26 protein-coding genes (1 of these 26 cut by a window edge) are annotated in these 23,170 nt (G+C 55.3%); 20 read left to right on the top strand and 6 right to left on the bottom strand.

The genetic code is table 11. From position 1 onward, the window contains the following. The first annotated feature begins 11 nt into the window (after positions 1–11). The 7 genes from ribD (at position 12) to E8D52_17765 (ending at position 6,785) form a co-directional block, all read left to right on the top strand. Positions 12–1,100 (top strand): bifunctional diaminohydroxyphosphoribosylaminopyrimidine deaminase/5-amino-6-(5-phosphoribosylamino)uracil reductase RibD, encoded by a 1,089-nt coding sequence (gene ribD / locus E8D52_17795; GenBank protein ID TKB66394.1) that lies wholly within the window; start codon positions 12–14, stop codon positions 1,098–1,100. Then, the gene (locus E8D52_17790; GenBank protein TKB66213.1) at positions 1,097–2,386 is read left to right on the top strand and encodes a hypothetical protein; all 1,290 of its coding nucleotides are present in this window, start codon (positions 1,097–1,099) and stop codon (positions 2,384–2,386) included. The genes ribD and E8D52_17790 overlap by 4 nt, the downstream gene beginning before the upstream one ends. Then, the gene (locus E8D52_17785; GenBank protein ID TKB66212.1) at positions 2,383–3,198 is read left to right on the top strand and encodes a hypothetical protein; all 816 of its coding nucleotides are present in this window, start codon (positions 2,383–2,385) and stop codon (positions 3,196–3,198) included. The genes E8D52_17790 and E8D52_17785 overlap by 4 nt, the downstream gene beginning before the upstream one ends. Further along, complete coding sequence (locus E8D52_17780) at positions 3,195–4,364, top strand: MFS transporter (GenBank protein ID TKB66211.1); 1,170 nt, start codon at positions 3,195–3,197, stop codon at positions 4,362–4,364. The genes E8D52_17785 and E8D52_17780 overlap by 4 nt, the downstream gene beginning before the upstream one ends. A gap of 97 nt (positions 4,365–4,461) precedes the next feature. Next, entirely contained in the window at positions 4,462–5,115 is a 654-nt protein-coding gene (locus E8D52_17775) for a riboflavin synthase (protein ID TKB66210.1), read from the top strand. Between the two features lie 216 nt (positions 5,116–5,331). Next, positions 5,332–5,655: a hypothetical protein gene (locus E8D52_17770; GenBank protein ID TKB66209.1), complete on the top strand. Its 324-nt coding sequence runs from the start codon at positions 5,332–5,334 to the stop codon at positions 5,653–5,655. Between the two features lie 116 nt (positions 5,656–5,771). Further along, positions 5,772–6,785, top strand: coding sequence for a hypothetical protein (locus E8D52_17765; protein TKB66208.1), 1,014 nt, complete (start codon positions 5,772–5,774; stop codon positions 6,783–6,785). A 161-nt stretch (positions 6,786–6,946) separates the two neighbouring features. On the opposite strand, the gene E8D52_17760 is transcribed toward E8D52_17765, so the two are convergent. The 3 genes from E8D52_17760 to E8D52_17750 all read right to left on the bottom strand — a co-directional run bounded on the left by E8D52_17760 (position 6,947) and on the right by E8D52_17750 (position 7,915). After that, a complete protein-coding gene (locus E8D52_17760) occupies positions 6,947–7,258 on the bottom strand; it encodes an addiction module toxin RelE (GenBank protein TKB66207.1) in 312 nt (103 codons plus the stop codon). Further along, positions 7,248–7,541 (bottom strand): type II toxin-antitoxin system Phd/YefM family antitoxin, encoded by a 294-nt coding sequence (locus E8D52_17755; GenBank protein TKB66206.1) that lies wholly within the window; start codon positions 7,539–7,541, stop codon positions 7,248–7,250. The genes E8D52_17760 and E8D52_17755 overlap by 11 nt, the downstream gene beginning before the upstream one ends. A gap of 149 nt (positions 7,542–7,690) precedes the next feature. After that, on the bottom strand, positions 7,691–7,915 hold the full coding sequence (locus E8D52_17750) for a hypothetical protein (protein ID TKB66205.1): 225 nt from the start codon (positions 7,913–7,915) through the stop codon (positions 7,691–7,693). Positions 7,916–8,235: 320 nt separating this feature from the next. Here E8D52_17750 and E8D52_17745 point away from each other — a divergent pair, with 320 nt between their 5' ends. Then, positions 8,236–8,430 (top strand): hypothetical protein, encoded by a 195-nt coding sequence (locus E8D52_17745; GenBank protein TKB66204.1) that lies wholly within the window; start codon positions 8,236–8,238, stop codon positions 8,428–8,430. Continuing rightward, positions 8,408–8,833 carry a PIN domain nuclease gene (locus tag E8D52_17740; GenBank protein ID TKB66203.1) on the top strand — a complete coding sequence of 142 codons (426 nt, stop codon included), beginning with the start codon at positions 8,408–8,410 and terminating at the stop codon, positions 8,831–8,833. The genes E8D52_17745 and E8D52_17740 overlap by 23 nt, the downstream gene beginning before the upstream one ends. A 120-nt stretch (positions 8,834–8,953) precedes the next feature. On the opposite strand, the gene E8D52_17735 is transcribed toward E8D52_17740, so the two are convergent. Further along, a complete protein-coding gene (locus E8D52_17735) occupies positions 8,954–9,178 on the bottom strand; it encodes a hypothetical protein (GenBank protein TKB66202.1) in 225 nt (74 codons plus the stop codon). Positions 9,179–9,183: 5 nt separating this feature from the next. Next, positions 9,184–11,073, bottom strand: coding sequence for an acetate--CoA ligase (acs, locus tag E8D52_17730; protein TKB66201.1), 1,890 nt, complete (start codon positions 11,071–11,073; stop codon positions 9,184–9,186). A gap of 159 nt (positions 11,074–11,232) precedes the next feature. On the opposite strand from acs, the gene E8D52_17725 reads away from it, so the two are divergent. Continuing rightward, complete coding sequence (locus E8D52_17725) at positions 11,233–12,630, top strand: hypothetical protein (protein ID TKB66200.1); 1,398 nt, start codon at positions 11,233–11,235, stop codon at positions 12,628–12,630. A 92-nt stretch (positions 12,631–12,722) separates the two neighbouring features. On the opposite strand, the gene E8D52_17720 is transcribed toward E8D52_17725, so the two are convergent. After that, positions 12,723–14,576: a hypothetical protein gene (locus E8D52_17720; GenBank protein ID TKB66199.1), complete on the bottom strand. Its 1,854-nt coding sequence runs from the start codon at positions 14,574–14,576 to the stop codon at positions 12,723–12,725. Positions 14,577–14,846: 270 nt separating this feature from the next. Between E8D52_17720 and E8D52_17715 the strand changes: the two genes are divergently transcribed. The 10 genes from E8D52_17715 to E8D52_17670 all read left to right on the top strand — a co-directional run. Next, on the top strand, positions 14,847–16,355 hold the full coding sequence (locus E8D52_17715; GenBank protein TKB66198.1) for a Do family serine endopeptidase: 1,509 nt from the start codon (positions 14,847–14,849) through the stop codon (positions 16,353–16,355). 162 nt (positions 16,356–16,517) lie between these two features. Further along, positions 16,518–17,396 carry a twin-arginine translocase subunit TatC gene (gene tatC / locus E8D52_17710; protein ID TKB66393.1) on the top strand — a complete coding sequence of 293 codons (879 nt, stop codon included), beginning with the start codon at positions 16,518–16,520 and terminating at the stop codon, positions 17,394–17,396. Between the two features lie 103 nt (positions 17,397–17,499). Beyond that, complete coding sequence (locus E8D52_17705) at positions 17,500–18,408, top strand: Mrp/NBP35 family ATP-binding protein (GenBank protein ID TKB66392.1); 909 nt, start codon at positions 17,500–17,502, stop codon at positions 18,406–18,408. A gap of 17 nt (positions 18,409–18,425) precedes the next feature. Continuing rightward, on the top strand, positions 18,426–19,706 hold the full coding sequence (locus E8D52_17700; protein TKB66391.1) for a molybdopterin molybdotransferase MoeA: 1,281 nt from the start codon (positions 18,426–18,428) through the stop codon (positions 19,704–19,706). A 24-nt stretch (positions 19,707–19,730) separates the two neighbouring features. Then, positions 19,731–20,249, top strand: a complete 519-nt coding sequence (mobB, locus tag E8D52_17695) for a molybdopterin-guanine dinucleotide biosynthesis protein B (protein TKB66197.1) — start codon at positions 19,731–19,733, stop codon at positions 20,247–20,249. Then, positions 20,233–20,943 (top strand): cytochrome C, encoded by a 711-nt coding sequence (locus E8D52_17690; GenBank protein TKB66196.1) that lies wholly within the window; start codon positions 20,233–20,235, stop codon positions 20,941–20,943. The genes mobB and E8D52_17690 overlap by 17 nt, the downstream gene beginning before the upstream one ends. 21 nt (positions 20,944–20,964) lie before the next feature. Next, positions 20,965–21,705 (top strand): ABC transporter ATP-binding protein, encoded by a 741-nt coding sequence (locus E8D52_17685; protein TKB66390.1) that lies wholly within the window; start codon positions 20,965–20,967, stop codon positions 21,703–21,705. Further along, entirely contained in the window at positions 21,702–22,112 is a 411-nt protein-coding gene (locus tag E8D52_17680) for a hypothetical protein (GenBank protein TKB66195.1), read from the top strand. The genes E8D52_17685 and E8D52_17680 overlap by 4 nt, the downstream gene beginning before the upstream one ends. Continuing rightward, on the top strand, positions 22,109–22,900 hold the full coding sequence (locus E8D52_17675) for an ABC transporter permease (protein TKB66194.1): 792 nt from the start codon (positions 22,109–22,111) through the stop codon (positions 22,898–22,900). Before E8D52_17680 ends, E8D52_17675 begins: the two co-directional genes overlap by 4 nt. 226 nt (positions 22,901–23,126) lie before the next feature. Beyond that, positions 23,127–23,170, top strand: partial view of an RNA-binding protein gene (locus tag E8D52_17670; protein TKB66193.1) — the beginning only. 307 nt of this gene lie beyond the right edge of the window; the window shows 44 of its 351 coding nt (coding positions 1–44); the start codon lies at positions 23,127–23,129; the stop codon falls past the right edge of the window.

Below are 23,170 nucleotides of genomic sequence, written 5' to 3'. Positions count from 1 at the left end.
ATCTCCACTATATGACCCTGGCGCTTCGTCTCGCGGCGAAGGGCCAGGGAACGACAAGTCCGAATCCGATGGTTGGAGCCGTCGTGGTTCGTCAAGGCAGAATCATCGGGCAGGGGTTTCACCTCCGACCCGGAACTCCACACGCAGAAATTCTCGCACTCCGGCAGGCAGGAAAGCAGGCACGAGGCGGCACGCTCTATGTGACGCTGGAACCGTGCTGCCATCTCAAAAAACGTACTCCGCCTTGTGTCCCTGAAATTCTTCACTCTGGTGTCCGCCGTGTGGTGATTGCGATGCAGGATCCGAATCCCTCCGTAAAGGGAAAAGGAGCTGCCGCGCTTCGGCGAGCGGGGCTCTCAGTCACGGTTGGGGTTGCTCAGAGAGAGGCGGAGGAACTCAACAAAGCCTACTGCCACTGGATGAAAACGAGCCGTCCCTATGTGACACTCAAGGCGGGAATGACGCTTGACGGAAAACTGGCCACGGCAACAGGGGAGTCACGATGGATTACAAGTACGGCGTCCCGCCGGGAAGTCCATCAACTTCGCGGCAGTGTGGACGCCGTTTTGATTGGAGTCGGAACGGTTCTGGCGGATAATCCCTCGTTGACTACGAGAACGGGACGGCGACTTGAAAAACTAGCATTGCAACAGCCTCTTCGCATTGTGGTCGATAGTCGCTTGCGTACTCCCCTCAAGGCACAGGTCTTGGCGCAACAGGACAAGGCTAAGACGATCATTGTCACAACGGCTGCAGCTCCGGCAGCTCGACGATCGGCCCTGCAAAAGAAAGGTATCGAGATTCTCACCTTGCCCGCTCTGCAGGGCCATGTTTCATTATCCGCTCTGCTCAGGGAGCTCGGTCGGCGCGGTATTATGTCCCTCCTCGTGGAAGGGGGGAGCGAGGTCAATGCAGCGATGTTGAAGGCAAAGCTGGTTGATCACATTCGCCTCTATATGGCGCCACGACTGCTCGGCGGACAGAATGCCAAAGGGCTTATTGGGGGAGCGAGTCCAGCACGACTGGCCGGTGCGATAGCATTACGACATGTCGTGACCAGGTCCGTCGGTCATGATGTTGTGGTGGAAGGAGATTTGTGATCCTCTGGCTATGGACTATCATCCTGTCGGTGCTCTTGGCAGGCAATGGTGCGCTCGGCTTTGCGGAATCGTCGGTTCAACCGAGCGAGAGTCTCGATTCACTCGTCTATCGATTTCTGGATACGGGTGAGGCGAACGAAGCTGAACGTCTCTTGCAGGCTATCCTGGCTGATGACAAGGCTTCAGTCGAAGTAGTTTCTCAGATCATCAAGAGGGATGGAGCGTACCAACGTCAACCCGTCGAGATTCTTCCTCGTGAACAGATCATCGTTCGTGGGCGAACCTACCCGCTGTCTTTGTCTATTCCCGCGTCGTATCAGACTTCCAAGAGCTATGCCCTCATTGTGTGTCTGCATGGATATGGTTTTACTGGTGAAGAGTATTTGGAGCGGTGGCGAGCGAGGTTGGGCGAGGGCTATCTATTGGCCTGTCCGACCTACCCGTCCGGCGCGTGGTTTACTAGACCTGCCGAGGAGTTGGTCTTGGAAACGATCCGGGAAGTCCGACGGCAGTACCATATCGATCCGAATCGGATCTTTCTCACAGGCATGTCGAATGGAGGGATCGGAGCGTGGGTGATCGGGATGCATCATGCGCCGCTGTTTGCCGGCCTTGCGCCAATGGCCAGCGGATTGGATGATGTGTTACTGCCGTTCTTGGGGAATCTTCGCAATACGCCTATGTATATCATCCATGGAGCGAAAGATCAGGTGATGCCTGTGAAGCTGAGCCGGTCGATCGTCCGGGAGTTGGAGACACTCGGCTATCCGCACGTGTACCGCGAACATGAGCGCGAGCATCCCATCGCAGGAGGTCACTATTTTCCAAAAGAAGAGCTGCCTGATCTGATCGCCTGGTTTGATAGCCAGCGCCGCGAGCCATTATCTACAAAACTGACCGTCGTGCGCGATGCCAGCCACTTTCAATCCTTCAGCTGGATTCGGATCGACTCGACTGACCCAATCGCAGCGTTCTCGCAGGACTTGGTCGACAAGCGAGATGAACGAATTAAGCGTCGGGAATATGCCAAGGTAGACGCAGCGATCGTAGAAACCAATCGGATTGAGGTCACTGCTGATCGGGTCCAACGGTACAGCCTGTTCTTGAATAATCAACTCATCGACTTCTCCAAGCCGCTCATGGTTGTCACCAATGGGCGTCTCTCATTCAGTGGCGTTGTGTCGCCGTCGGTTGAAACGTTATTACGGCAGGCCAGGCTACGAGGGGATCCTCAACAGCTTTTTTCCGTCCATCTCACCATAGCCGTTGAAAAGCTCACCCCATGAGCTCCGTGTGGCGGGTCACACAACGATATCTCATTGGAATAGTGATCGCTGGACTCGGAGTGGGACTGTGCCTCTCTCCTGAGCAGGGGAGGACCGAATCGTGTTCCTTATTGCGTGATCATGCTGGGCTGACATTTCCTGTTGAACGAGTGGATCCGGCCTGGACTTGCAGGCTACAACCCATTGTTCAGGGCCATACGACGGAGAGCAAAGTAGGGCCTATTCGAGCCGCCTTATCTGAAGCGATGTATCAGCATCTCCTGGATCACCCTCCATTTACTGCTGCATTGATGCGGCGACTCAATCTCGGCCGGTACCAGTCGGAGTCACGAGGCCCAGGCCGATTCTGGGGCGATGACGGCGATGGGACGAAAGGGATTGTTGAGCTGGTGTACGAAGATCCCGCATCGCGTATTTACTTTCTTGAGGGGACTCATGAAAGCCGGGTACTTCCTCATGTGACGGGAAAAGCGGTCGTCTTTCTCAGGATCAGTGCGATGCGAGATGCGAGCGGCAATGAAGCGACGGACAGCACCTTGGTTGCCTACACCAAATTGGACAATTGGTTTCTCTCTGGGGTGGTGTCTCTTCTCCATCCACTGGTTGACAAGATTGTCACAAGCCGATTGCAAAGGGGAGTCGAGACCGTCAATCGATTGGGTGTTGCGATGAGGCAAGACTCTCAGCGGGTGTTATCTGAAGCAGCGAAGCCACCGTCGTTACCTGAAGCGCAGGTGGCCTTCCTGAAACATGCGCTGAGCACTGACCCAGACACTGACAAGGTGCTTCCACACAACAGATCCTTCCCATGACGACATCACGTAGTTTCGCTCTAATCTGCACAGTCGGCATCTTTTCCTTCATCAGTTACAACATGGTGCGGATGCCCGCCCTCTCCTTATTCGCTGAATCGCTCGGCGCGAGCCCGGAACGGATCGGTCTGATCGTATCCGTGTCAACCTTAACAGGCGTCTTGCTGAAGCTGCCTTCCGGCGCGCTCTCCGATATCTATGGAAGGCGCTTGTTGCTGCGGATCGGCGTGGTGGCGTTCGGCTTGCCGCCGTTTCTCTATCCCTTCATTACGAACCTGGACGCGCTGACGGCGCTACGGTTTCTTCATGGCTTCGCGACAGCCATCTTCGCTCCAAGCGCCCTCGCCACCGTCGCGGAGCTCTATCGGGAACGGCGCGGCGCGGCGCTGGGGACCTATACGGCCTGCACGCAGTCCGGTTCGCTCTTGGGCCCCTTTCTCGGCGGGTATCTCGTCCATGCGGCAGGGTTCTCCACGGCGTTTGTCACAGCCGGCGTCTTTGGCTGCATCGGCATGGTGTTGTTCTATAGCCTTCATCTCAACGTCGCAGTGCCGCAGAGGAAGGAACAGGGGACGGCGGTGGTGCTGTCCGAAATGTGGAAGGGGTTTGCCGCTGTCGCCAAAAATAACAAAGTCCTGATCACCAGCATGACCGATGCCGCCAAGATGATCGCGAACGGAGCCTTGATGGCGTTTTTGCCGCTGTACGGAGTCTCAGCAGGATTGAACCCTAGTGAAGTTGGTCTGTTGTTTTCTGTCCAAGCCGGCACGTCGTTCTTTGCCAAGCCGATTATGGGACGGATTTCAGATCGAGTCGGTCGCCAGCCGCTGATTATCCTTGGCCTCATCATTTGCGCTGGAACCTTTGTTTGTATCCCGCACGTAGCGATGTTTCCCGTCTTGCTCCTGCTGTCTGCGGGATTCGGCTTCGGTGAAGCCGTGGTTTCATCGTCCTCCTCAGCTCTTGTGGCGGACAGTTCCGAGTTTAAGAGGCTGGGGGCTGGTATGGGTATGCAAGGGACAATCATGGATATCGGGCATGCAAGCGGACCGCTCTTGGCTGGGTTGCTGATCGCGCGAATGAGTTATGGCAGTGCCTTTATGGTCATTGCCGGTATGCAGCTTGCCGCAGCTGTTGTTTTCTGGTTGGCCATGAGGAAGAATTAGGACGAAGTCGCTATAATGGGACCGCGAAAACTTTTTCGGTCGCTGGAGTCATTGATGTACGGTTCATGACCGGCGGCCATCATCCGAGGGCTTTTGTATGTTCTCTGGCATTGTTGAAGAAATGGGCGCTGTGACTGTCCTGAGGAAAACGCTTGCGGGAGCCAGGCTCACGATTCTGGCCTCGACCGTGATGGACGACCTGAAGATCGGTGACAGCGTGAGCGTGAATGGAATCTGTCTCACGGTCGTCTCGAGAAGCGAGCGCGATTTCTCCGTAGAAGTCTCGCCTGAAACACTCTCGGTGTCGACGCTCGGCGGCTTCGCCGTGGGCATGCCGGTCAATCTCGAACGGGCCATGAAGCTCAACGAACGCATCGGCGGGCATCTGGTGGCCGGTCATGTGGATGGGGTGGGTGTCATTCGCAGCCGGCAGCAGGACAGCAATGCCATCGTGTTCACCATCGGAGCGCCTCCGGAGATCCTGCGCTATTGCGTCACAAAGGGCTCCATTACCGTCGATGGCATCAGTCTCACGATCAATGCGGTGACCGAGCATGGGTTCAGCGTCGCCATCATTCCGCACACGGCGAAGGTGACGATACTGGGCCTTAAGCAGGTGAACGATACTGTGAATCTTGAATCCGACCTCATCGGCAAGTACGTCGAGCGTCTGCTCCAAGAACGTGGCCAGCTGCCGAAACCCACTATCAGCATCGATACAGACTACCTGCAGAAGCGCGGGCTGATTTGACCATCAGCTTCAAATGAAGAAAGCCGTTCTCTCAATATTACACTCTTGTATATTCATGTAGGATCCTGATGATACGAGGCAGAACAAAACGAGGTAGTGTCTTTACGGATTTCTAAATGGCGCAACCATTTCTCAAAATCGTACTCTGGTCCTCAATCGTTGGTCGATCTTGAAAGTGCATTTAAAAATTGTTGGGCCATATAGAAGGACACAGAAATGAGTCAACTCATTCCAGAGCGTTACGCGGGCTTGATTGGCCTCGGATTGATGTACCTTTGGGGAGCTACGCTTCTTGTCTGGGTAGGCTGGATCCAATCATATGGTATCTTGGAAAAGATTGTTGGCGTTACTGGTGTCGCCTTGGCTAGCCTAAGTGGGATTGCCACCTTTCTCTATGTCAATGGCCTTGAGTCGGAAGTTAAAGATTTGAGGGCGAAAAATTCTTTCAATGAAGCACAGGCGAAGGAATGGAAAGACCAAGCGCAGCTAGCAATATCGTTGCTTGAAAAGGAAAGATCGAAAAGTGCTCCTGGGTTTTAAAGGCCCAACCAATCGTTCACGAGGAACTCTCCGCAGACAGGCCAGCACTACGCTTCTGAGTTAGAACGTTGGGCTTCACCAGAGTTCCTGCGGGTCAACGACAATCAGTATCACCGATGTTTGTGACAAGTCAGCAGCTGATAGAAGGTCCCCGAGACCTCGGCCCCCATGTTGTGCTACTGGGCGCAGGCGCGAGCCGGGCGGCATTTCCGAGCGGCGACGCCGCTGGCCGGCGGATACCGTTAATGACTGACCTGGTTGAAATCGTCGGATTGCAGTCGTTGGTTGAGAAAGCGGGTCGAACGTATGAGAAGGAAACGAACTTTGAGGCCATCTATGGCCGGTTAGCCTTGGAGCGTTCTCCCTCGAAGCTGATAAGAGAAATCGAACGGTGCATCGACGCCTATTTTGCTGCGCTCTCGCTTCCAAGCCAGGCAACTCTCTATGACCGTCTTCTGGTCTCACTAAGACCAACAGACGCCGTATTTACATTCAACTGGGACCCGTTCCTATTCGACGCTTATCAGAGAAACCGCGTCGCGGTACCTCTGCCAGAAATTTTCTTTCTCCATGGCAATGTCCGTATCGGAATGTGCCTGACCAACGACCGCTGGGGTGCTCGAGGCGAACACTGTCCAGATTGCCTCAAGACACTGACAGAGGTACCTTTACTCTATCCAATTGAGCGGAAGGACTATTCGAGTAGTTTATATATCCGTCGAAGCTGGGACGCAGCTAAAGCCTTATTCGCAGAGGCTTTTACTTTGACGATCTTTGGGTATGGCGCCCCAGCTTCGGGTAAGGATGCAGTGGAGCTGCTACGCTCAGCGTGGCTGACACGGAGTAATAGGAAGTTGGAGCACATTGAGATCATAGATACTGAACAGAGGTCGTGCCTGGATGACCGGTGGTCTGCCTTCGCCCCAACATTGCACTACACTGTTGAAACCACGTTCGAGCGGTCTCGTTTATCACGTTGGCCCCGGCGATCTTGCGAATCGCTTGTATACCCGATGACGGAGGGCTTACCCTGCGATGATTTTCCACTACCAGACACGGACAGCCTTAACGAGCTACAAGAGTTTTCAGCTCACATTGCTCGATATGAGAGCCATGAAAGGAAGAATTGAAATTGGGGTCGATCCTGAATCCTGCAGGAAAGCGCCTTCTGTGCTTACCACATGATGTGGCCGAGCGTGATAGATGCGAGAGGCCGTGGATATGCAAGAGGCGGTTGGGCAATGAGGCAGAGACCGTGATCGCCCTATTAAGTCTCGAAGGAACAGCTTTCCTATCGTTTCCGGTGTTGTAACCGTTTGAGGGCTTCCTGATAGACTGCGAGATATTCTCGCCTTCCAATGGCGACGACTTCCACCAGGACTTCTTGGTCGATGATCCGATACACGATACGGATGGATTTCTTCGCTGCGTAGAGTTTGTAGTAGCCGGTGAGGTCGAGTCCTGCCCGATTGCCAAGATGTTCGCCGAGGCGTGGTGAAGTCTCGAGTTTTTTGAGCTGCTTCGCAACCGGTTCTTTCAGCGATCCATCAAGATGTCGGAAGTCCTCGGCAGCTGAGGCAGTCAGGACGACGCTATACCGCAAGCCGTTGCTCCTTCAGCAACGCCTCCAGTGGGACGGGTTTCTTCCCTTTCTTGCGTGCCCGCCGTGTGACAATTTTATGGATCTCCATGTGCTCTAAGAGATCGAGCGCCTCTGCCATCTTTTCATAGTCATCCACCGGCACAATCACTGCTTCTACTTGATTGTTTTTGAGGACGACCACCCGCCGCCGATGCTGAGCCTTCAGATCGGTCAATACTTTCCCAAAGGAGCGCGCGACTCGAGATGCGCTGAGGATTTCTTCTTTCTTGTAGGCTACGGCCATGGGTTACCTCAGGGTTTGAGTGATGCGTATAATATAACGCACAATTATGCGCAACAACAAGGTTAAGAACTCAATAAGACAAGGAATTGAAGCAGGCAGCCAAGTTTTCTTTGGGCATCCCGAGGGCCGATTCGACAGTCAAGTTTCTCTTACGGCTGGTTCTGAGCGGATGATCGATAGGTGTAGTAGAGGACGATGCCGGCCAGGATTGAGACGAGAATTCCAAATCCCATCTGCGCACCGAAGCTCACTGGGCCCACGTAGATCTTGTAGAGCTGCAACAGCACCACGGGCAGACCCACTGCCAGGGCAAGCACGATCAAGTGCCGTCGCAAATAGATCGGCTCTCCTGGTTTTCGACCGCCCCGTCCCAATGCAGTCACTCCTCAATGGTTGAAATATCCCCTGGGTTTTGCCCAAGTTCTTTAAGCTTGGGGTCGGATCTTGTATCGTGCATGATGGAAACGATTCGGTGTGTTCTGCTCTCACTGCTCAGCTCAGACATGATTGCCAGCCGGTATTCTCTTCCCTGCGCCGCACCTTTGGGCCTGATTTTGATGTGACGCCTCGGCTGCGGTATGACTTGAGAAGGCAGTTCCTTTCATTCCCCCACAACCTGCCTCCAGTGCGAACGGTGTAACCGCCTTGACGATGTCTGACAGAATTTGGTACATTGTCCGACAAGAGGTCAGACATGGCACTTATCCAAGTTTCCGCCAGGCTAGATCCCACGCAATTGCGGCGAGCCCAAAAAGCACTCGGCGCCAAGACGACGAGTGAAACGCTGCAGCGCGCGTTGGATTTGGTCACTGAAAAGGCTGTGCACGATCGTATTCTTCAGCGCTACAGTGGTGTAGGTAAGCCCGATGCATTCGACGAAGACCACTAAGTTCGCGCTGCTCGATACCGCAATCTACATTGAGAATTTCCGATCCGGTCGCTTCACGTTTCGCTTGCTGCAATCTCCTTTCATTATCCGCTGTTCTTCCGTTGTGCTCCACGAATTACTCCGGGGGGTTCGAACGGCTACTGAACGGAAGTTTGTCTTTGAATTGAGTCGGCAGTGCCAGGTGTTGACGCCCACTGAGCAACAGTGGCTGAAGGCCGCAGAAATCCTCAATCGACTCAAGCGACGCGAGCACTATGAGGCCGTCAAGGTGCGCGAGCTGGCATTCGATGTGTTGATTGCCCTGTCTGCCCGAAGTATTGGGGCCAGTGTTATTACGACCAATCACGCAGACTTTCAGGCAATTCAGCGGGAGGTGCCCTTTCATCTTCTGTGTTGGGACTAAGGTGAGCTCAGTCTATTCTGATACTCTGTGGGTGGTGTGGGGAAGGTGGCGAACTTCTCGCTGGTCTGAAACAAGAAAATTGCTTTCTACATCATCCCCTGGGGAAGAACCAGACGCTTTCTACGGCTGATTCTGTGCCGATGATCTGTAGGTGTAGTAGAGGATGATACCGGCGAAGATTGAGACGAGAATTCCAAATCCCATCTGCGCACCGAAGCTCACTGGGCCCACGTAGATCTTGTAGAGCTGCAACAGCACCACGGGCAGACCCACTGCCAGGGCAAGCACGATCAAGTGCCGTCGCAAATAGATCGGCTCCCCTGGTTTTCGACCGCCCCGTCCCAATCCCGTCACTCCTCGATGGTTGAAATATCCCCTGGGTCTTGTCCGAGTTCTTTCGCTTTCAGCACACGGCGCATGATTTTTCCGGAGCGAGTTTTTGGTAGCGACGACACAATGTCAATTTCCGATGGCACGCCGATTTTCCCCAGCTCTTTCAAGACCTGATCTTTGATCGATTTGATCAGTGCCGGACTTTCCTCTTCTCCCTGCTTCAAAATGATAAAGGCCTTAATGGATTCACCGACCGTCTTATGGGGTTTGCCGATGACGGCAGCCTCCGCAACGGCAGGGTGGCTGACCAACGCGCTTTCCACTTCGGCGGTTCCAAGCCGATTGCCCGCTACCTTGATGACGTCATCTGCTCGACCCATGAACCACATATACCCATCTGCGTCTTTGTGGCAGATGTCACCGGCGGTATAGCAGTTGGGAATCGTATTCCAATAGGTCTTGTACCGCTCAGGATCTTTGTAGATCGTGCGCATCATGGAGGGCCAGGGTTTCTTGATGACGGCGAAGCCACCGGCGTTGGCGGGGAGGCTGTTGCCCTCGCGATCGACGACATCGGCTTCAATGCCAAAAAATGGGCGCGTGGCCGAGCCTGGTTTCAGCGGCACGGTGGGAAGTGGGGTAATCAAGATCGATCCCGTTTCTGTCTGCCACCAGGTGTCCATGATCGGTTTGTCCCCGCCCGTCACGCGGTGATACCATTCCCAGGCTTCTGGATTGATCGGTTCTCCAACACTCCCGAGGATACGGAGCGTCGAGAGATCAAATTTCTTCGGCCAATCTTCGCCGTAGCGCATGAGCAGGCGGATCGCGGTCGGCGTCGTATAGAAAATCGAGACCCCATACCGCTCGATGAGATCCCACCAGCGCCCAGGATTGGGATAATCTGGTTTCCCTTCCGCAGTCAGAATGGTTGCGCCATTGAGCAGTGGACCATAGACGATATAGCTGTGGCCTGTGACCCACCCTGGATCAGCCACGCAGAAGTACACGTCATCATCTTTCAGGTCGAACACATACTTCGTCGTGGTATAGGTGCCGACCATGTACCCTCCATGGACATGGACGACCCCCTTGGGTTTCCCGGTTGTCCCGGACGTGTAGAGGATATAGAGCGGGGCTTCGGCATCCAGCTGTGCTGCTTCACAAACTGGTCGCTCACATTCAAGCCACTCTTTCCAGTCAATTTCCTTTGGGGCGGAAAGAGCTGGACCCTGGACCTCGCGGCGTACGACCACCACATGGTCGATCGTCGGGCAGGTTTTGATGGCCTCGTCCACCACTGGCTTTAATTGGATGGTCTTGCCGCGGTCGAACCCGACATCTGCGGTGATTACCAGCTTGGCCTCGGCATCGTTGATACGGTTGGCGAGGGCAGGGGCGCTGAACCCTGAATAGACGACGCTGTGGATCGCGCCGATTCTGGCGCAGGCCAGCATGGCGATGACTTGTTCGGGGATCTTCGGTAAATAGATGGTGACACGATCGCCTTGCTCGATGCCAAGCTTTTTGAGGGCGTTGGCGCAGCGGTTCACTTGTCGGTACAGCTCAGCATAGGTGAAGATGCGTTCCTGATCGTTTTCTCCCACCCAGATCAGGGCCACTTTGTTCTTGCGCCAGGTCTTCATGTGGCGGTCCAAACAGTTGTAGGCGATGTTGCATCGTGCGCCGACAAACCATTTCGCCCATGGATAGTTCCACTCCAGGACCTTGCCCCAAGGAGAAAACCATTCCAGCTCCTTGGCTTCACGGTTCCAAAACGCTTCAGGATCGGCGATGGATTGTTTGTACTCGGTCTCGTAGTCTTTGATATAGGCTTCGGCTATCGTCTTAGCGGTCGGCTGGTACGTCCGACTTTCCTTCAACAGGGTCTCAATCTTTTCGCTCATGGCGGTCGCGTCTCCTTCCTCAGCACGGTCCATCATCGGCTGCGCAATTATGGAGAAAGTCGGGGATGCCTGCAACCATACAGTTGCTCCGTAGCCTGCTAGAGGCTTCTCTCGATTCTGTTTCTTGACACCTGTCTAGGCCGGAGATAGGCTGACTCGATGACCAGCGAACAGCATTATAGGAAGAAGTACTTGTTGCGTGGGCTCTTGAGGCTGCTCGTACGGGGCGTTCATGTGTTTGGGCTGTTTTTAGTCGTCGCCCTGTCGACGGCTGAGGCTCAATCGGGCAAGCCGGAAGGCCTGTACTACAAGTCGTGGGCGATCATTATTGGGATCGAGAACTACGTTTTGGCTCCTCCTGTCCCGGGAGCGATCAGTGATGCCAAGAAGGTGGCTGAGGCGTTTCGGCGGTTAGGGTTCGACGAGGTGGTCGAGTTCTACGACAAGGATGCAAGCTCGCGACGCCTGCAGCAGTTGTTCAACGACCTGTTGCCGAGAAAAGTTGGGCGCATGGATCGGCTCGTTGTGTTCTTTACGGGCCATGCTGGGTCTATGCAGGATCCTGATGGGTACGATCGAGGGTATCTCGTGCCGTTTGATGCGCCGGTCAACAATGCCACGAAGTCGATCACGGTTGAGCACTTAAAAGAATTTACGAGGCGGTCGGCTTCCAAACACACGCTCCTCATTCTCGATGCGCCGGTATTCGGATGGGAAACAACTAAGCCATCGGGACTGTCATTGGAAGGGCGTGTGGCTCCAGAATCGGATACGGATCGGCGTGCGGTCCAAGTCATCAGCGCAGCAGGTAAAGGAGAGACCGCTGTTCGCGCTGAGAAAAGTAGTCGTTTTGTGCAGACACTATTGATCGGACTGTCTGGTACTGCCGATCTGGACGGAAACGGCTGGCTCATGGCTTCTGAGTTGGGGACCTATGTGGTGCGACAGGTTGAGGAGGCCTCCAATGGTACGCAACGTCCATCTAGTCTCCGCATCGAGGGGGATGGAGACACGGCGTTGGTCGAAGGACGGAGGTCGGCGTTTATGCTTGGTGCCGGTCCTCGGACTCCTTCTGAGCGGCAACGGGAGGCGAAGGCTCACTACGAACGAGCCCTCGCGCTGTTGCAGGAAGGGAAATCAGGAGAAGAAGCCTTAGAACAACTGGATCGCGCGATCAGTTACGATCCGACCTATGGGAATGCGTACGTGCTGAAGAGTTATGTTCGATTGGAAGTGGTGCCGAATCTCGACGAGGCCTTGGCGACCGGCCTCCTTGCAGTAAAGTATGCGCCGGGAAACCCCGATTCGTTTTATACGCTGGGATTGATTCACGAAAAACGCGGCGAGTTTGCGGAAGCTGAAGCGGCTCTCCGACAAGCTTTGGTTGTGAACAACACCTATCGGGATGTGTACTTCGCATTGGGGGCACTGTATGCCGATCATCTCAATGATCAGGCTCAGTCGGTGGAGGCCTTTCGCCGGTATTTGGAACTCGGCGGCACCGATCCTCGCGCCCAAGCCACTGTCAGTCAAGCTGATCGCATTTCCGTGCCTTAGCATGCTGCAAAAAGACTCGCGTACTCATACGGGCGGCGAGCAGCGCTGTTGGTTGAGCTACGTATCAGAGGAATCGTCTGGGATTGTGCGGGTTAGGGCGCTTCTGAAGAGGTGAGCGAAGGAAGTGTGGTCAGGACGAGTGAGGCAGCTGGGTCGTCTGGTTTGAGCGGGGGAAGCAGCAGGGGCCGTTGCTCTTGATTGAATTGAGTCTTTGCCGCCCAGGCGACTTTCTGACGCACGTAGCCGGCGAGTTCTCCGAATGTGACAGTTCCGTTGCGGTTGGTGTCGGCCTCTCCTCGGAGCCCTTTCAAGAGGTAGTAGGTGAAGAGGCCATGGTGGTGTTGGTCGTCTTCCAGCCCCTTCGTCATGTCTTCGCCTCCGATCAGTCCGACCGTATGTCCTCCACCAAGTTCCCAGCGGGGTGATGCGGGCTTCCCCTTGGTATCGCCGCGCAGTCTGGAGACCATGCCGTCAAACAGGAAAATGATCTGTTTGGCCTTGAGTCTGGCGAAGGCGGACTCCAGATCAGTGAGTGGGTAAAGTCGCGTCGAGTCCCCAGCCTTTCCGTCATACAGGGTCAGCAAGATGTCGCCGGACGGCGTGACCATCGCCTGTCCCGAAAAATAGACGATCACGACGGCATCCTTGGCCGCATGTTGTGGGAGCCAGCCGTACAGTGCTTCGTGGATATCGGCGCGGAGTGCCTTCTGGTTGTGCAACAGCCGGAGGTTGGACGGGGGGACGCCACCGACCGACTGAAAATAAGCGGCGACGGTCTCCGCATCTGTCGCGGCGTAGCGGCGGGGCGTGAGCTTGGGATCGCGATAGGCGCCGACCCCGATCGAGACGAGGTAGGTCTGAGGCTGGTGAAAGCCCGGCGCCGGTGCGGGAATTTGGTTGACGCCGTCGTTGCCGATTCCGGCTGGCTGAATGGTCAACGACAGGGTTTGGGACGGCGCCTCGGCTCCTCCCGATTCGGCGACGGTGACATGGATCGCGGCCTGTTGTGCCTGCTTGGTCGGGGGGAGGGTCGCGATGAACTCGAGCGATTTTGTTTGGCCCGGTTGGAGCGGCGGGATCGGCAGTGTCGTGGCGGGGAATTGCTCGATGACAACCGGGGTTCCGGTGAGCGAAGCAGAGGCGCTCTCAATCACTCTCGTTCCCGCATTGATAATATCCACACGCACCCGCACATGCTCGCCTCCTTCAAGAATCAGATTACTGTTCTCGTCGAGCAGCATGGCCTTAAATCGAAGAGCCTGTGATGGTGACGCCGAGGATGCGCCCACGCTTCCCCCCGGTATCGGACTCAACTCGGTCGAGGAGGCGGTTTCCTGGCCGGTCACGGCTTGTCTGGCATCGAGCGAGACACGTGTCGCAAAATCGATGACGGTATCGCGGATGAAGGGGTCGATCAGATAGTTGCAGTTCTTGGAGAGCTGTTCAAGTCGCAGCCGTTCCTGGCGGTCAATTTTGATGTCCGTCTGACGGAGCAACGCTCCCTTTCGATCGTGGATGCGAGCGATGGCGTTGAGGTGTAAGACGGCAGGGGCCCGATCGTACAAGGCCTCCTTGTTGAGGTCGAACGATGAATCGACGAGATCAACGTGAATGACATAATCAGGTGGGGCGGTATCGCCGGCGCCGCCGTCAACCGTCGTGTTGAACGTTCGCCGAAGGCCTTCCCGTACGGCCTCCTGGAGTCGATCGCCCAGCGGAATTTCCTGGAGCTGTCCGCAGGAATCGCTGTAGCGAATCGTCAGGTCTTTGATCGGTGTGGCAATGTCCAGCTTGGCGCTGACGGGCAACGGGTCCCCTAGTGGGGGAAATTCAAGAGGTTTGACACACGCGGCAAGGAGCAGCACGCATAGAATCCACGTCCCTGTGACAAGCCTGATATGATTGAGTCGTTCTGTCGGAATCACCGCATGACCTATGGCGACCATTTCGCTGCGGTCGTCCGCCACCGTACTGGAAACATCAGATGAAAGGCAACCGTCTGGCTGTCTGACTTGCTATGAGCAGAATGGAAGTCTTTGAGGAGGTGGGAACTTCTTTGATTAGATTTCTCTCATGACAGACTTTGCCCGTAATAAAAGGACTTTTCCTCTTTGAAGCCCGTTGAAAGAGTAGTGTAAGATGAAGTGTTCGATGTGTGGAGATGCTCGTTCCCAATAGCACTCTCGATGAGAGTCACATCCTGGAGGAATTCAGATATGGTCAATTGGACTCAGCAAACGACAAACGTGCTTCTTGGTGGTGGCTTGGCCCTGTGTGCTCTTGTCGGAAGCGGATGCGTGTCACCTGTCTCAGCTGCTGGCGTCCCTCCGGCATGGGCTCAAGGCTTTTCGGAGATCGTGAAAAAGACCACTCCGGCTGTCGTAAATATCGCGGTGACGGGTGGAGGAGAGGGAAGCCGGAGACGCGGAGGAATGCCGCCTAATCCGTTCGGCACGCCTCCTCCTGGTGATGAGCCGGGAGGTGGAGAATTGCCAACCCCCCCGCCAGGCCCGCATGGTCCACCCGCGCCGCATGGCCGCCCGGATCAGAGTGCTGGATCCGGAGTCATCTTTGATGCCAACGGGTTCATCGTGACCAATAATCACGTCGTTGAAGGAGCCACGCAGATTACGGTGACCCTTAGCGATCGGCGCGAGTTTTCGGCAAAGGTGGTGGGCACCGATCCAAAGACGGATTTGGCGGTCATCAAGATTGAGGCCAAGGATCTGCCGTCGATGAAATGGGCGGAGTATGAAAAGTTACAAGTCGGTGATCTGGTGCTGGCGGTGGGAAGTCCGTTTGGCCTGAGCTCGACCGTCACGCTCGGCATCATCAGCGCCCTTGGGCGTGGCAATGTCGGCATTGCGGACTATGAAGATTTCATTCAGACCGACGCGGCCATCAATCCTGGGAATTCGGGTGGAGCGCTCGTCAACATGAATGGAGATCTGATCGGGATCAACACCGCGATTTTCTCGCGCACCGGCGGGTCGGAAGGGATCGGGTTTGCGATTCCCAGCAGCATCGCGCTCGATATCGTGGACAGTCTGCAGAAAACAGGCAAGGTCGTACGAGGATGGATGGGTGTTGCGATCCAAGAAATTACGCCGGCCTTGGCGAAATCGTTCAAACTCCCGGAGCAGCGGAAGGGGGTCTTGATCAGCGATGTCAATGAGAATGGCCCATCCCATGCCGCAGGAGTCAAGCGAGGCGATGTCGTCGTGGCCTTTAATGGCAAGGAAGTGCAGAGTGTCAGCCAGCTGCGCAATCTTGTCGCGCGAACGATGGTCGGAAAAGACGCGCAGGTCAAGGTGTTGCGCGAAGGCAAGGAGCAACTGATCGCGGTGAAGGTTGCCGAACGCCCATCGGATGAACTGCTGGCCAAGAAAGAGCCGTCTCCGCCGAAGGATGCGGGCGACACGATGAAGCTTCCGGACAATGTACTCGCGTCGTTGCGTGTCCAAACGTTGGATAATGCGTTGATGAGTCAGTTGAATATTTCCGCGAAAACGGCCGGAGTCGTGATCACCTCCGTGGAACCGGGTGGGCCGGGAGAGGCAGCCGGGCTCCAGCGTGGTGATGTGATTCAAGAAGTCAATCATGAGCCCATCAAGACGTTGGGCGATTATCAAAAGGTCGCAGAAAATATCAAGAAAGACGAACTTGCCGTGCTGTTGGTCAATCGGCAAGGGAACAGCCTGTTTGTGGCGGTGAATCCGAAGTAAGACGCACAGGGGTATTTGTTGATCCGTCGATCTGGTGATTGCCAGAGGCTTGATCATCAAGATTGGCGGATCGACAGATTCAAAAATGTACGAGGCTCTGTGCTGAATAAGCTGAGCCAGTGGCTGCAAGATTCAGTCTTCAAGCCGCTGGAAGACAAGAAGATGCCGGTTATGGAACACCTCGTGGAGTTCCAGGTCCGGCTCACCCGTGCGGTGATCGCCCTGGCGGTCGTGTTCATGGGGACGTTTTTTTATGCCGATGCGCTGGTCAAATGGCTGCGGGTTCCGCTCCAGAACATGTTCGTGCCGAGCCAATTAACTTGGGAACCGACCGATTTGCCAACGGTGCCGTTTGTCTTTCTTGCGCCGGCGGAGGCCCTCTGGCAGAACGTCAAGGTCGCGGGGCTGTTTGCTATTGTGCTTGCCATGCCGTATCTCCTGTATGAGATCTGGCGGTTCGTCGTTCCGGGACTGCATGCTCAGGAGCGACGGTTTGTCGGGCCGTTTGTCTGTGTGAGCGCGTTGGCCTTCTACGCCGGGGTCGGGTTCTCGTTTTTTTTCATTCTTCCCTTCGCCTTGAATTTTTTGATTTCGTACGGAGTGAACGCGGGATTCGTGCCGCAAATCTCGATCGCCCAGTATGTCGGGTTTGCCCTGTGGTTCTTGACGGTCTTTGGACTAATTTTTGAAGTGCCGCTGGCCATCACTCTCATGGCCAAGTTGGGCTGGGTCGATGCGCCGTTCCTGATTCAGTATTGGAAGTGGGCGTTGTTAGGATCGTTTATCATCGCCGCGATTCTGACGCCTACGCCGGACCCCTTTAATCAGATGTTGATGGCTGGCCCCATGTTTCTTCTTTACTGGGTCGGCATCTTCGGCGCGAAGGTATTTGGCAAGAAGGCAGCTGCTGAAAATCAGCAGGCAGGTGTTCCGACAGTCGCCATGGCCGGGGTAGGGGCCGGGGGAACTACTTCGGGCATGTCGATGCCGAAATCTTCGGGTGATGATTATGTCGGCGTTCCCGGAGGGCGACACCACTAACGACGAGGGCGAGCGACAGCAATGGTCGCAGAAAAGAAATCCTATGGCACGTGAACTCAATGTTATCAATACCGGAAGCGGGAATAGCGATGCTTGTACGTATATGTGGGCCTGTGCTATCTGCGACGAAAACGAGCGATGCCAGAAGGATAAAGAAGGACATAGCCGATGGCTGGTCGCCAAGCGGATGGAGCGCATCGAGCACAAAGTGCTCATCATGAGCAATAAGGGCGGTGTGGGGAAAAGCACCTGCACGACCAACATTGCGGTGAGCCTCGCGCTCAAGGGATGGCATGTCGGAATCTGTGATATGGATATTCATGGTCCGAACATTCCGAAAATGGTTGGTGCGGAAGGTCAGAAGCTCAAGGTCAGCACGTCCGGGGGGATTATTCCCTTTCAAGCCTACAATTTGAAGATCGCCTCGATGTCGTTTCTGTTGCAGAACTCGGATGACCCAATTATCTGGCGCGATGCCTACAAGTACGAATTCATCAATCAGCTGCTCGGAGGGGTCGATTGGCAGGATTTGAACTTTCTCCTGATCGATCTCCCGCCGGGAACCGGAAACGAGTCGGTCACGACCATTGATCTGCTCGGCTCGGTGAGCGGCGCCGTGATTGTCACGACGCCACAGGAAGTGGCGCTGCTTGATTCCCGAAAGTCGGTGACGTTTTGTAAGGATAGCGAGGTGCCGATCGTCGGGATCGTGGAAAACATGAGTGGGCTCGAGTGTCCACATTGTCATGCTCAGATTGATGTCTTCAGAAAGGGTGGTGGGGAAGCGTCCGCGCTTGATATGGGCGTCCCATTTTTGGGACGGATTCCACTCGATCCCGATGTGGTGACACAGTCAGATGCGGGTGAACCCTTTGCCCTGTTCAACTCTGACTCGCCGACGGCAGAAGCGTACCACCAGATCGCCAATCAGGTTGAAGCCTTCTGTAAAAAGAGTGCCTCGTTGCTGAAAGTGGGGCGGACGACGACAGGATTGCTGAAGGGAGATCATTAGTGAACGCTGCGGATCCGATGACCGGATTGACCCAACTCTACGATGCGCAAAAGGTGGTGCTCGATGCTGCGCCGTCGTTGGGTCTTGAAAAAGTCTCGATTCTAGACGCCTTGGGCCGTGTCCTCGGTGAAGACATTGTCGCTGAGCGCGATAATCCGCCGTGGGATAACTCAGCCATGGATGGGTTTGCCGTCAGATGGGAAGATATCAAGCAGGAGCACGCCATTCAGAAACCAGTCACGCTCTCGGTCATTGAGGATGTTCCTGCCGGGACCATGCCTTCAAAAGCCGTCGGTCCTGGTCAGGCCATCCGGATCATGACCGGGGCCCCGATCCCCCGAGGGGCGGATACGGTCATAAAAGTCGAGGATACGGAACAGGCGCCTGATTTGGTCCGCGTGTTTCTGGCGGAGCCCAAGGGGGCTAACATTAGGCCGCAGGGAGAAGACGTGAAGAAAGGGGACTGCATCATCGCCAAAGGCACCAGAATTCGTCCTGGCGAGGTCGGGATGTTGGCGATCCTTGCCAAGTCGTTTGTGTTTGTCCACCAGCGGCCACGGGTGGCGATTCTATCGACCGGTGATGAGCTGGCTGACTTGGATGAGCGGTTCAGCGAGGAGAAGATCATCAACTCGAACAGCTATGGGATCGCTGCGGCTGTGCAGGAAGCGGGAGGCATTCCGTTCTTACTCGGCATCGCTCGCGATACACCGGCGGCGCTCAAAGAAAAAATTTCTCAGGGGCTGAATGCGGATATTCTGGTGTTGTCAGGCGGCGTCTCGATGGGGGACTATGATTTCACCAAAGCGGTGTTCCGTGAGCTCGGCGCCGAGATGAATTTCTGGAAACTCGCCATCCGGCCTGGGCAGCCGCTGGCCTTCGGGAAGATCCAGGGCAAGCTCGCATTCGGTCTCCCAGGCAACCCAGTTTCCTCAATGGTGACCTTCGAGCAGTTGGTGAGACCCGCGTTACTCAAAATGAGCGGGTGTCGGAGCTATGGGCGTCCGGTGGTTCAAGCCAAATTCCAGGAACGATTTTCCAAGCGTGGCGATCGTCGGCATTTCCTGCGCGGCATACTCACGAGCGAAGACGGTGTGTTCAAGGTTCGAACGACTGGAGCCCAGGGGTCCGGTATGCTCACCTCTATGGTCAAGGCGAATTGTCTCATCGATGTGCCGGTGGACGTTGAGCGGCTCAATCCTGGCGACGAGGTGTCGGTTCAGTTATTGAGCGGTGAGGCATGGCCTGCGAAAACCGAGCATGGGCATACCGAGGCCCATCGGCTCTCCTGCTGCTAGATTAACCGCACATAACGGTCACACATGTCCATTCCAATTGTTTCGTTTATCGGTCGGTCGAACAGCGGCAAAACGACCTTGATCGAACGCCTCATCCCCGAGTTGGTCAAGGCCGGGTACCGGGTGGCGACGGTGAAGCATGCCGGCCACGGGTTTGATCTTGATACGGAAGGAAAGGATAGTTGGCGTCATAAACGTGCCGGCGCCAGTAGTGTCGTGGTGGTCTCGAAGGGGAGCCTTGCCTTGTTTGCCGATGTGTCTGAACAGCTGAAGGTGGAGGAAGTACGAGATCGTTTCGTGGATGCGTCCTACGACCTCATTATCGCCGAAGGGTGGAAAAGCGAAGGGTACCCGAAGATCATCATCGTTCGTGATCAGCTCGGTGAAATTTCATACTCTCCTGACGGTCTTCTGGCGGTGGTCTCCGACAAGCCGATTACCCTGCCTGTGCCGGTGCTTCATCTGGACGATGTGGCTGGGGTCGCCGCCATTTTGATCAAACATTTCCCCCGTAGACGACGGGAGCATGAGCTGGAAGCCTAAGGCCACGCTGCTGTTGATCCTCGTCATCGGAGCGATGGCTCTGGTTGGAACCGCGATACCGCTTACTGATCACCCGACGTTCTGCGCAGGATGCCACACGATTGCCCCTGCGTATGAGAGCTGGGCCAAGTCTTCTCATAAAGACGTTACCTGTGTTGCCTGTCATGTGAGGCCTGGTGTGCAAGGCTGGTTGTCCGATAAGGTCGTGGCGGGAGTCAGAGATACAGCCATCTACGTCTTTGGAACGCCGACCGACGCGCACAATCTCAAGGCCAAGGTGGATTCCGGAGTCTGTCTCAGTTGCCACCGTCATATCCTGCGTGTGTCCGAGACGGCGCCGCGGGATCTTCCATCACCAGTGAATGAGGTGGGGTTGGTCATGAAGCATCGCCAACATATGGAGGCGTTCAGCGTCCGTGGACAGGATGAAGGTTGTACGACCTGTCATTCTGGGGTTGTGCACGATGCCCCCATCAAGGGGTATCCCATTGTCATTCCACGCGGACATGTCTCGGCCGACAGCCAGCCGTGGCACCCGACTCATCCGGAGGGCTCCTATCTTCGCGAGAGGGCACTCAGTGACTGTTTCCGCTGCCATGATGGGAAGGCGCAGTATGGCGGGAACGTGTTGGACCGAAAATGCGAGACCTGTCATATCCCGGAGAAGATCACCGGCACCTTGTTGTTCAATTGATCGACTGAATCCACCCACGTGATGGCTATCCCAGTACTGAAAGCGTCAACTCTGACCAAGCGGTTCGGCGACTTTGTGGCGGTCAATGAGGTTTCTTTTGAGATCAGACAGGGGGAAATTCTCGGACTCTTGGGCCCGAACGGAGCCGGGAAGACCACCACCATTCAGATGCTCTTGGGACTCGTGACCCCGACGGCTGGTTCCATCCACATGTTCGGGCTGGATCTCTCGACTCATCGCGAAGAGATTCTGCAGCAGGTCAACTTCTCGTCCACCTACATCTCTATGCCTCAGGCGCTCACGGTAGAAGAGAATTTAAGCGTTGTTGCGCGTCTCTACGGGATTTCAGATAGAGCGCGGCGCGTGAACGACATCATCAAAAAACTGGAGATGGAAGAGTTTCGCAGCAAGATTACCCGCAAGCTGTCGTCAGGGCAGATGACGAGACTGACATTGGCAAAGGCGTTCCTGACAGAACCGCGCATTCTGTTTCTTGACGAGCCGACGGCGAGTTTGGATCCCGATATTGCGGAGAAGATCAGGTTGTTGCTGAAAGAAGAACGGCGAGCATCCGGACTGAGCATCCTCTATACGTCTCATAACATGCGTGAGATGGAAGAAATGTCGGATCGCATTATTTTTCTTCAGCGTGGACGCATTGTGGCAGAGGGAACGGCACGGGAAATTATCGATCGATTCGGGAAAGCGGATTTGGAGGAGGTCTTCTTGAAGTTTGCACGGGAGCAGCGGCAGGCATCATGACAGATATAGTAGTCAATAGTGTTGCCGGATTCATGACCGGAGGGCTGGTACTCAGCGCGGCCTGGGGGGTCTTTTGGTTGGCGATCAGCCTGGTTGGGCTGAGCCGCGGCACGTGTGGTTGGCGCGTGGTGTTCATGAGTGTGGTGGGAGGATGTGTGCCGCTTGTCTTGGTGATTGCTCTTGTGTGGTGGATGGGTGGCTTTGAGCGCATAACGTCCGTGTTCGTAATGGGGCTCCTGGGGATGCCAACGGTGCTGGCTGGCCTTGGGCTGCGGCGGATGCCAGACGGTCAACGGGCAGGGACACACCTGGCTGCGGGAGTCCGGCATCTCAGGGAGAACCTTCTCGGTATGCATCAGGGATGCGGTGGCTGTCACGATGGACATGACCAGAAGACGTGCCAATGAAACTGTACCGCGTCACGGCATTGCTCGTCCGGCATCTCTATCTCTATCGACGTAGTTTGCCCCGCATTATGGAAATCTTCTACTGGCCCTTTCTGGATCTCGTGATCTGGGGGTTTATCACGCTCTACCTCGCTCGATACCAAAGCCAGGTTCCAGGATTCGTGACCTTTTTTTTGGGCGCATTGATTCTCTGGGACATGTTGTTCCGATCGCAACAGGGGATCACGATTGCCTTTCTCGAAGAGCTCTGGGCGCGTAACTTGATGAACCTGTTTGCCAGCCCGCTGAAACCGAGCGAGTTTCTGACCGCCACGATGGCCATGAGCATAATGAAAGTGACGGTCGTGTCGATTGTCATGGCGGGTAGTGCTCTTCTTTTTTATTCGTACAACATCCTGATTGTCGGAATATGGCTCATGCCGTTCGTGCTCAATTTGGTCATTACCGGTTGGATTATCGGCGTGTTGACGACCTCACTGATTATGAGATTCGGACAAGAAGCCGAAGTACTTGCTTGGAGCATGGTGTTTCTCTTTCAGCCGATCTCCTGTGTCTTCTATCCACTGGAGGTCTTGCCCACATGGCTGCAGATGATTGCATGGGCAAATCCAGCGGCACATATCTTTGAGGGCATGCGGACCGTCTTGAGTGGAGGGGCCTCGCCCCTTGGGAATCTTGCCTGGGCCGTGTGTCTGAACGGGGCGTTCCTTGTGGTCGTCGTTGCATGGTTCTATAGGACGATCGCCTATTGTAAGGAGCACGGGCTCTTGGTTCGAGTCGGGGAGTGATGTTGTAATCCAAGTGGTCCTGTGCTAGGGTTACACAGGCTCATGTCGCCCTGGGTCTCGGCGATACCGAGTGTTCATCAGAGGAGACCCACAATGCCGATGTTGCCTTGTCCGGGAATCTTGTCGGAAGTCAGACCTAAGTCGCTGCATCGATCGCGTCTTCGGCCCGCTCCTTCCCCGTTCCTCGTGTTCAAGACAATGTCATTATTTTAAAGGAGGAACCCCGATGGGTTCGAAGATCTATGTCGGTGGGTTGCCCTATTCGGCGAC

The sequence above is a fragment of the Nitrospira sp. genome, assembly GCA_005116745.1.
Classification (GTDB): Bacteria; Nitrospirota; Nitrospiria; order Nitrospirales; family Nitrospiraceae; genus Nitrospira_D.
Note: the sequence above shows the minus strand (reverse complement) of the source record. Positions and strands in the feature narration are given on the sequence as shown.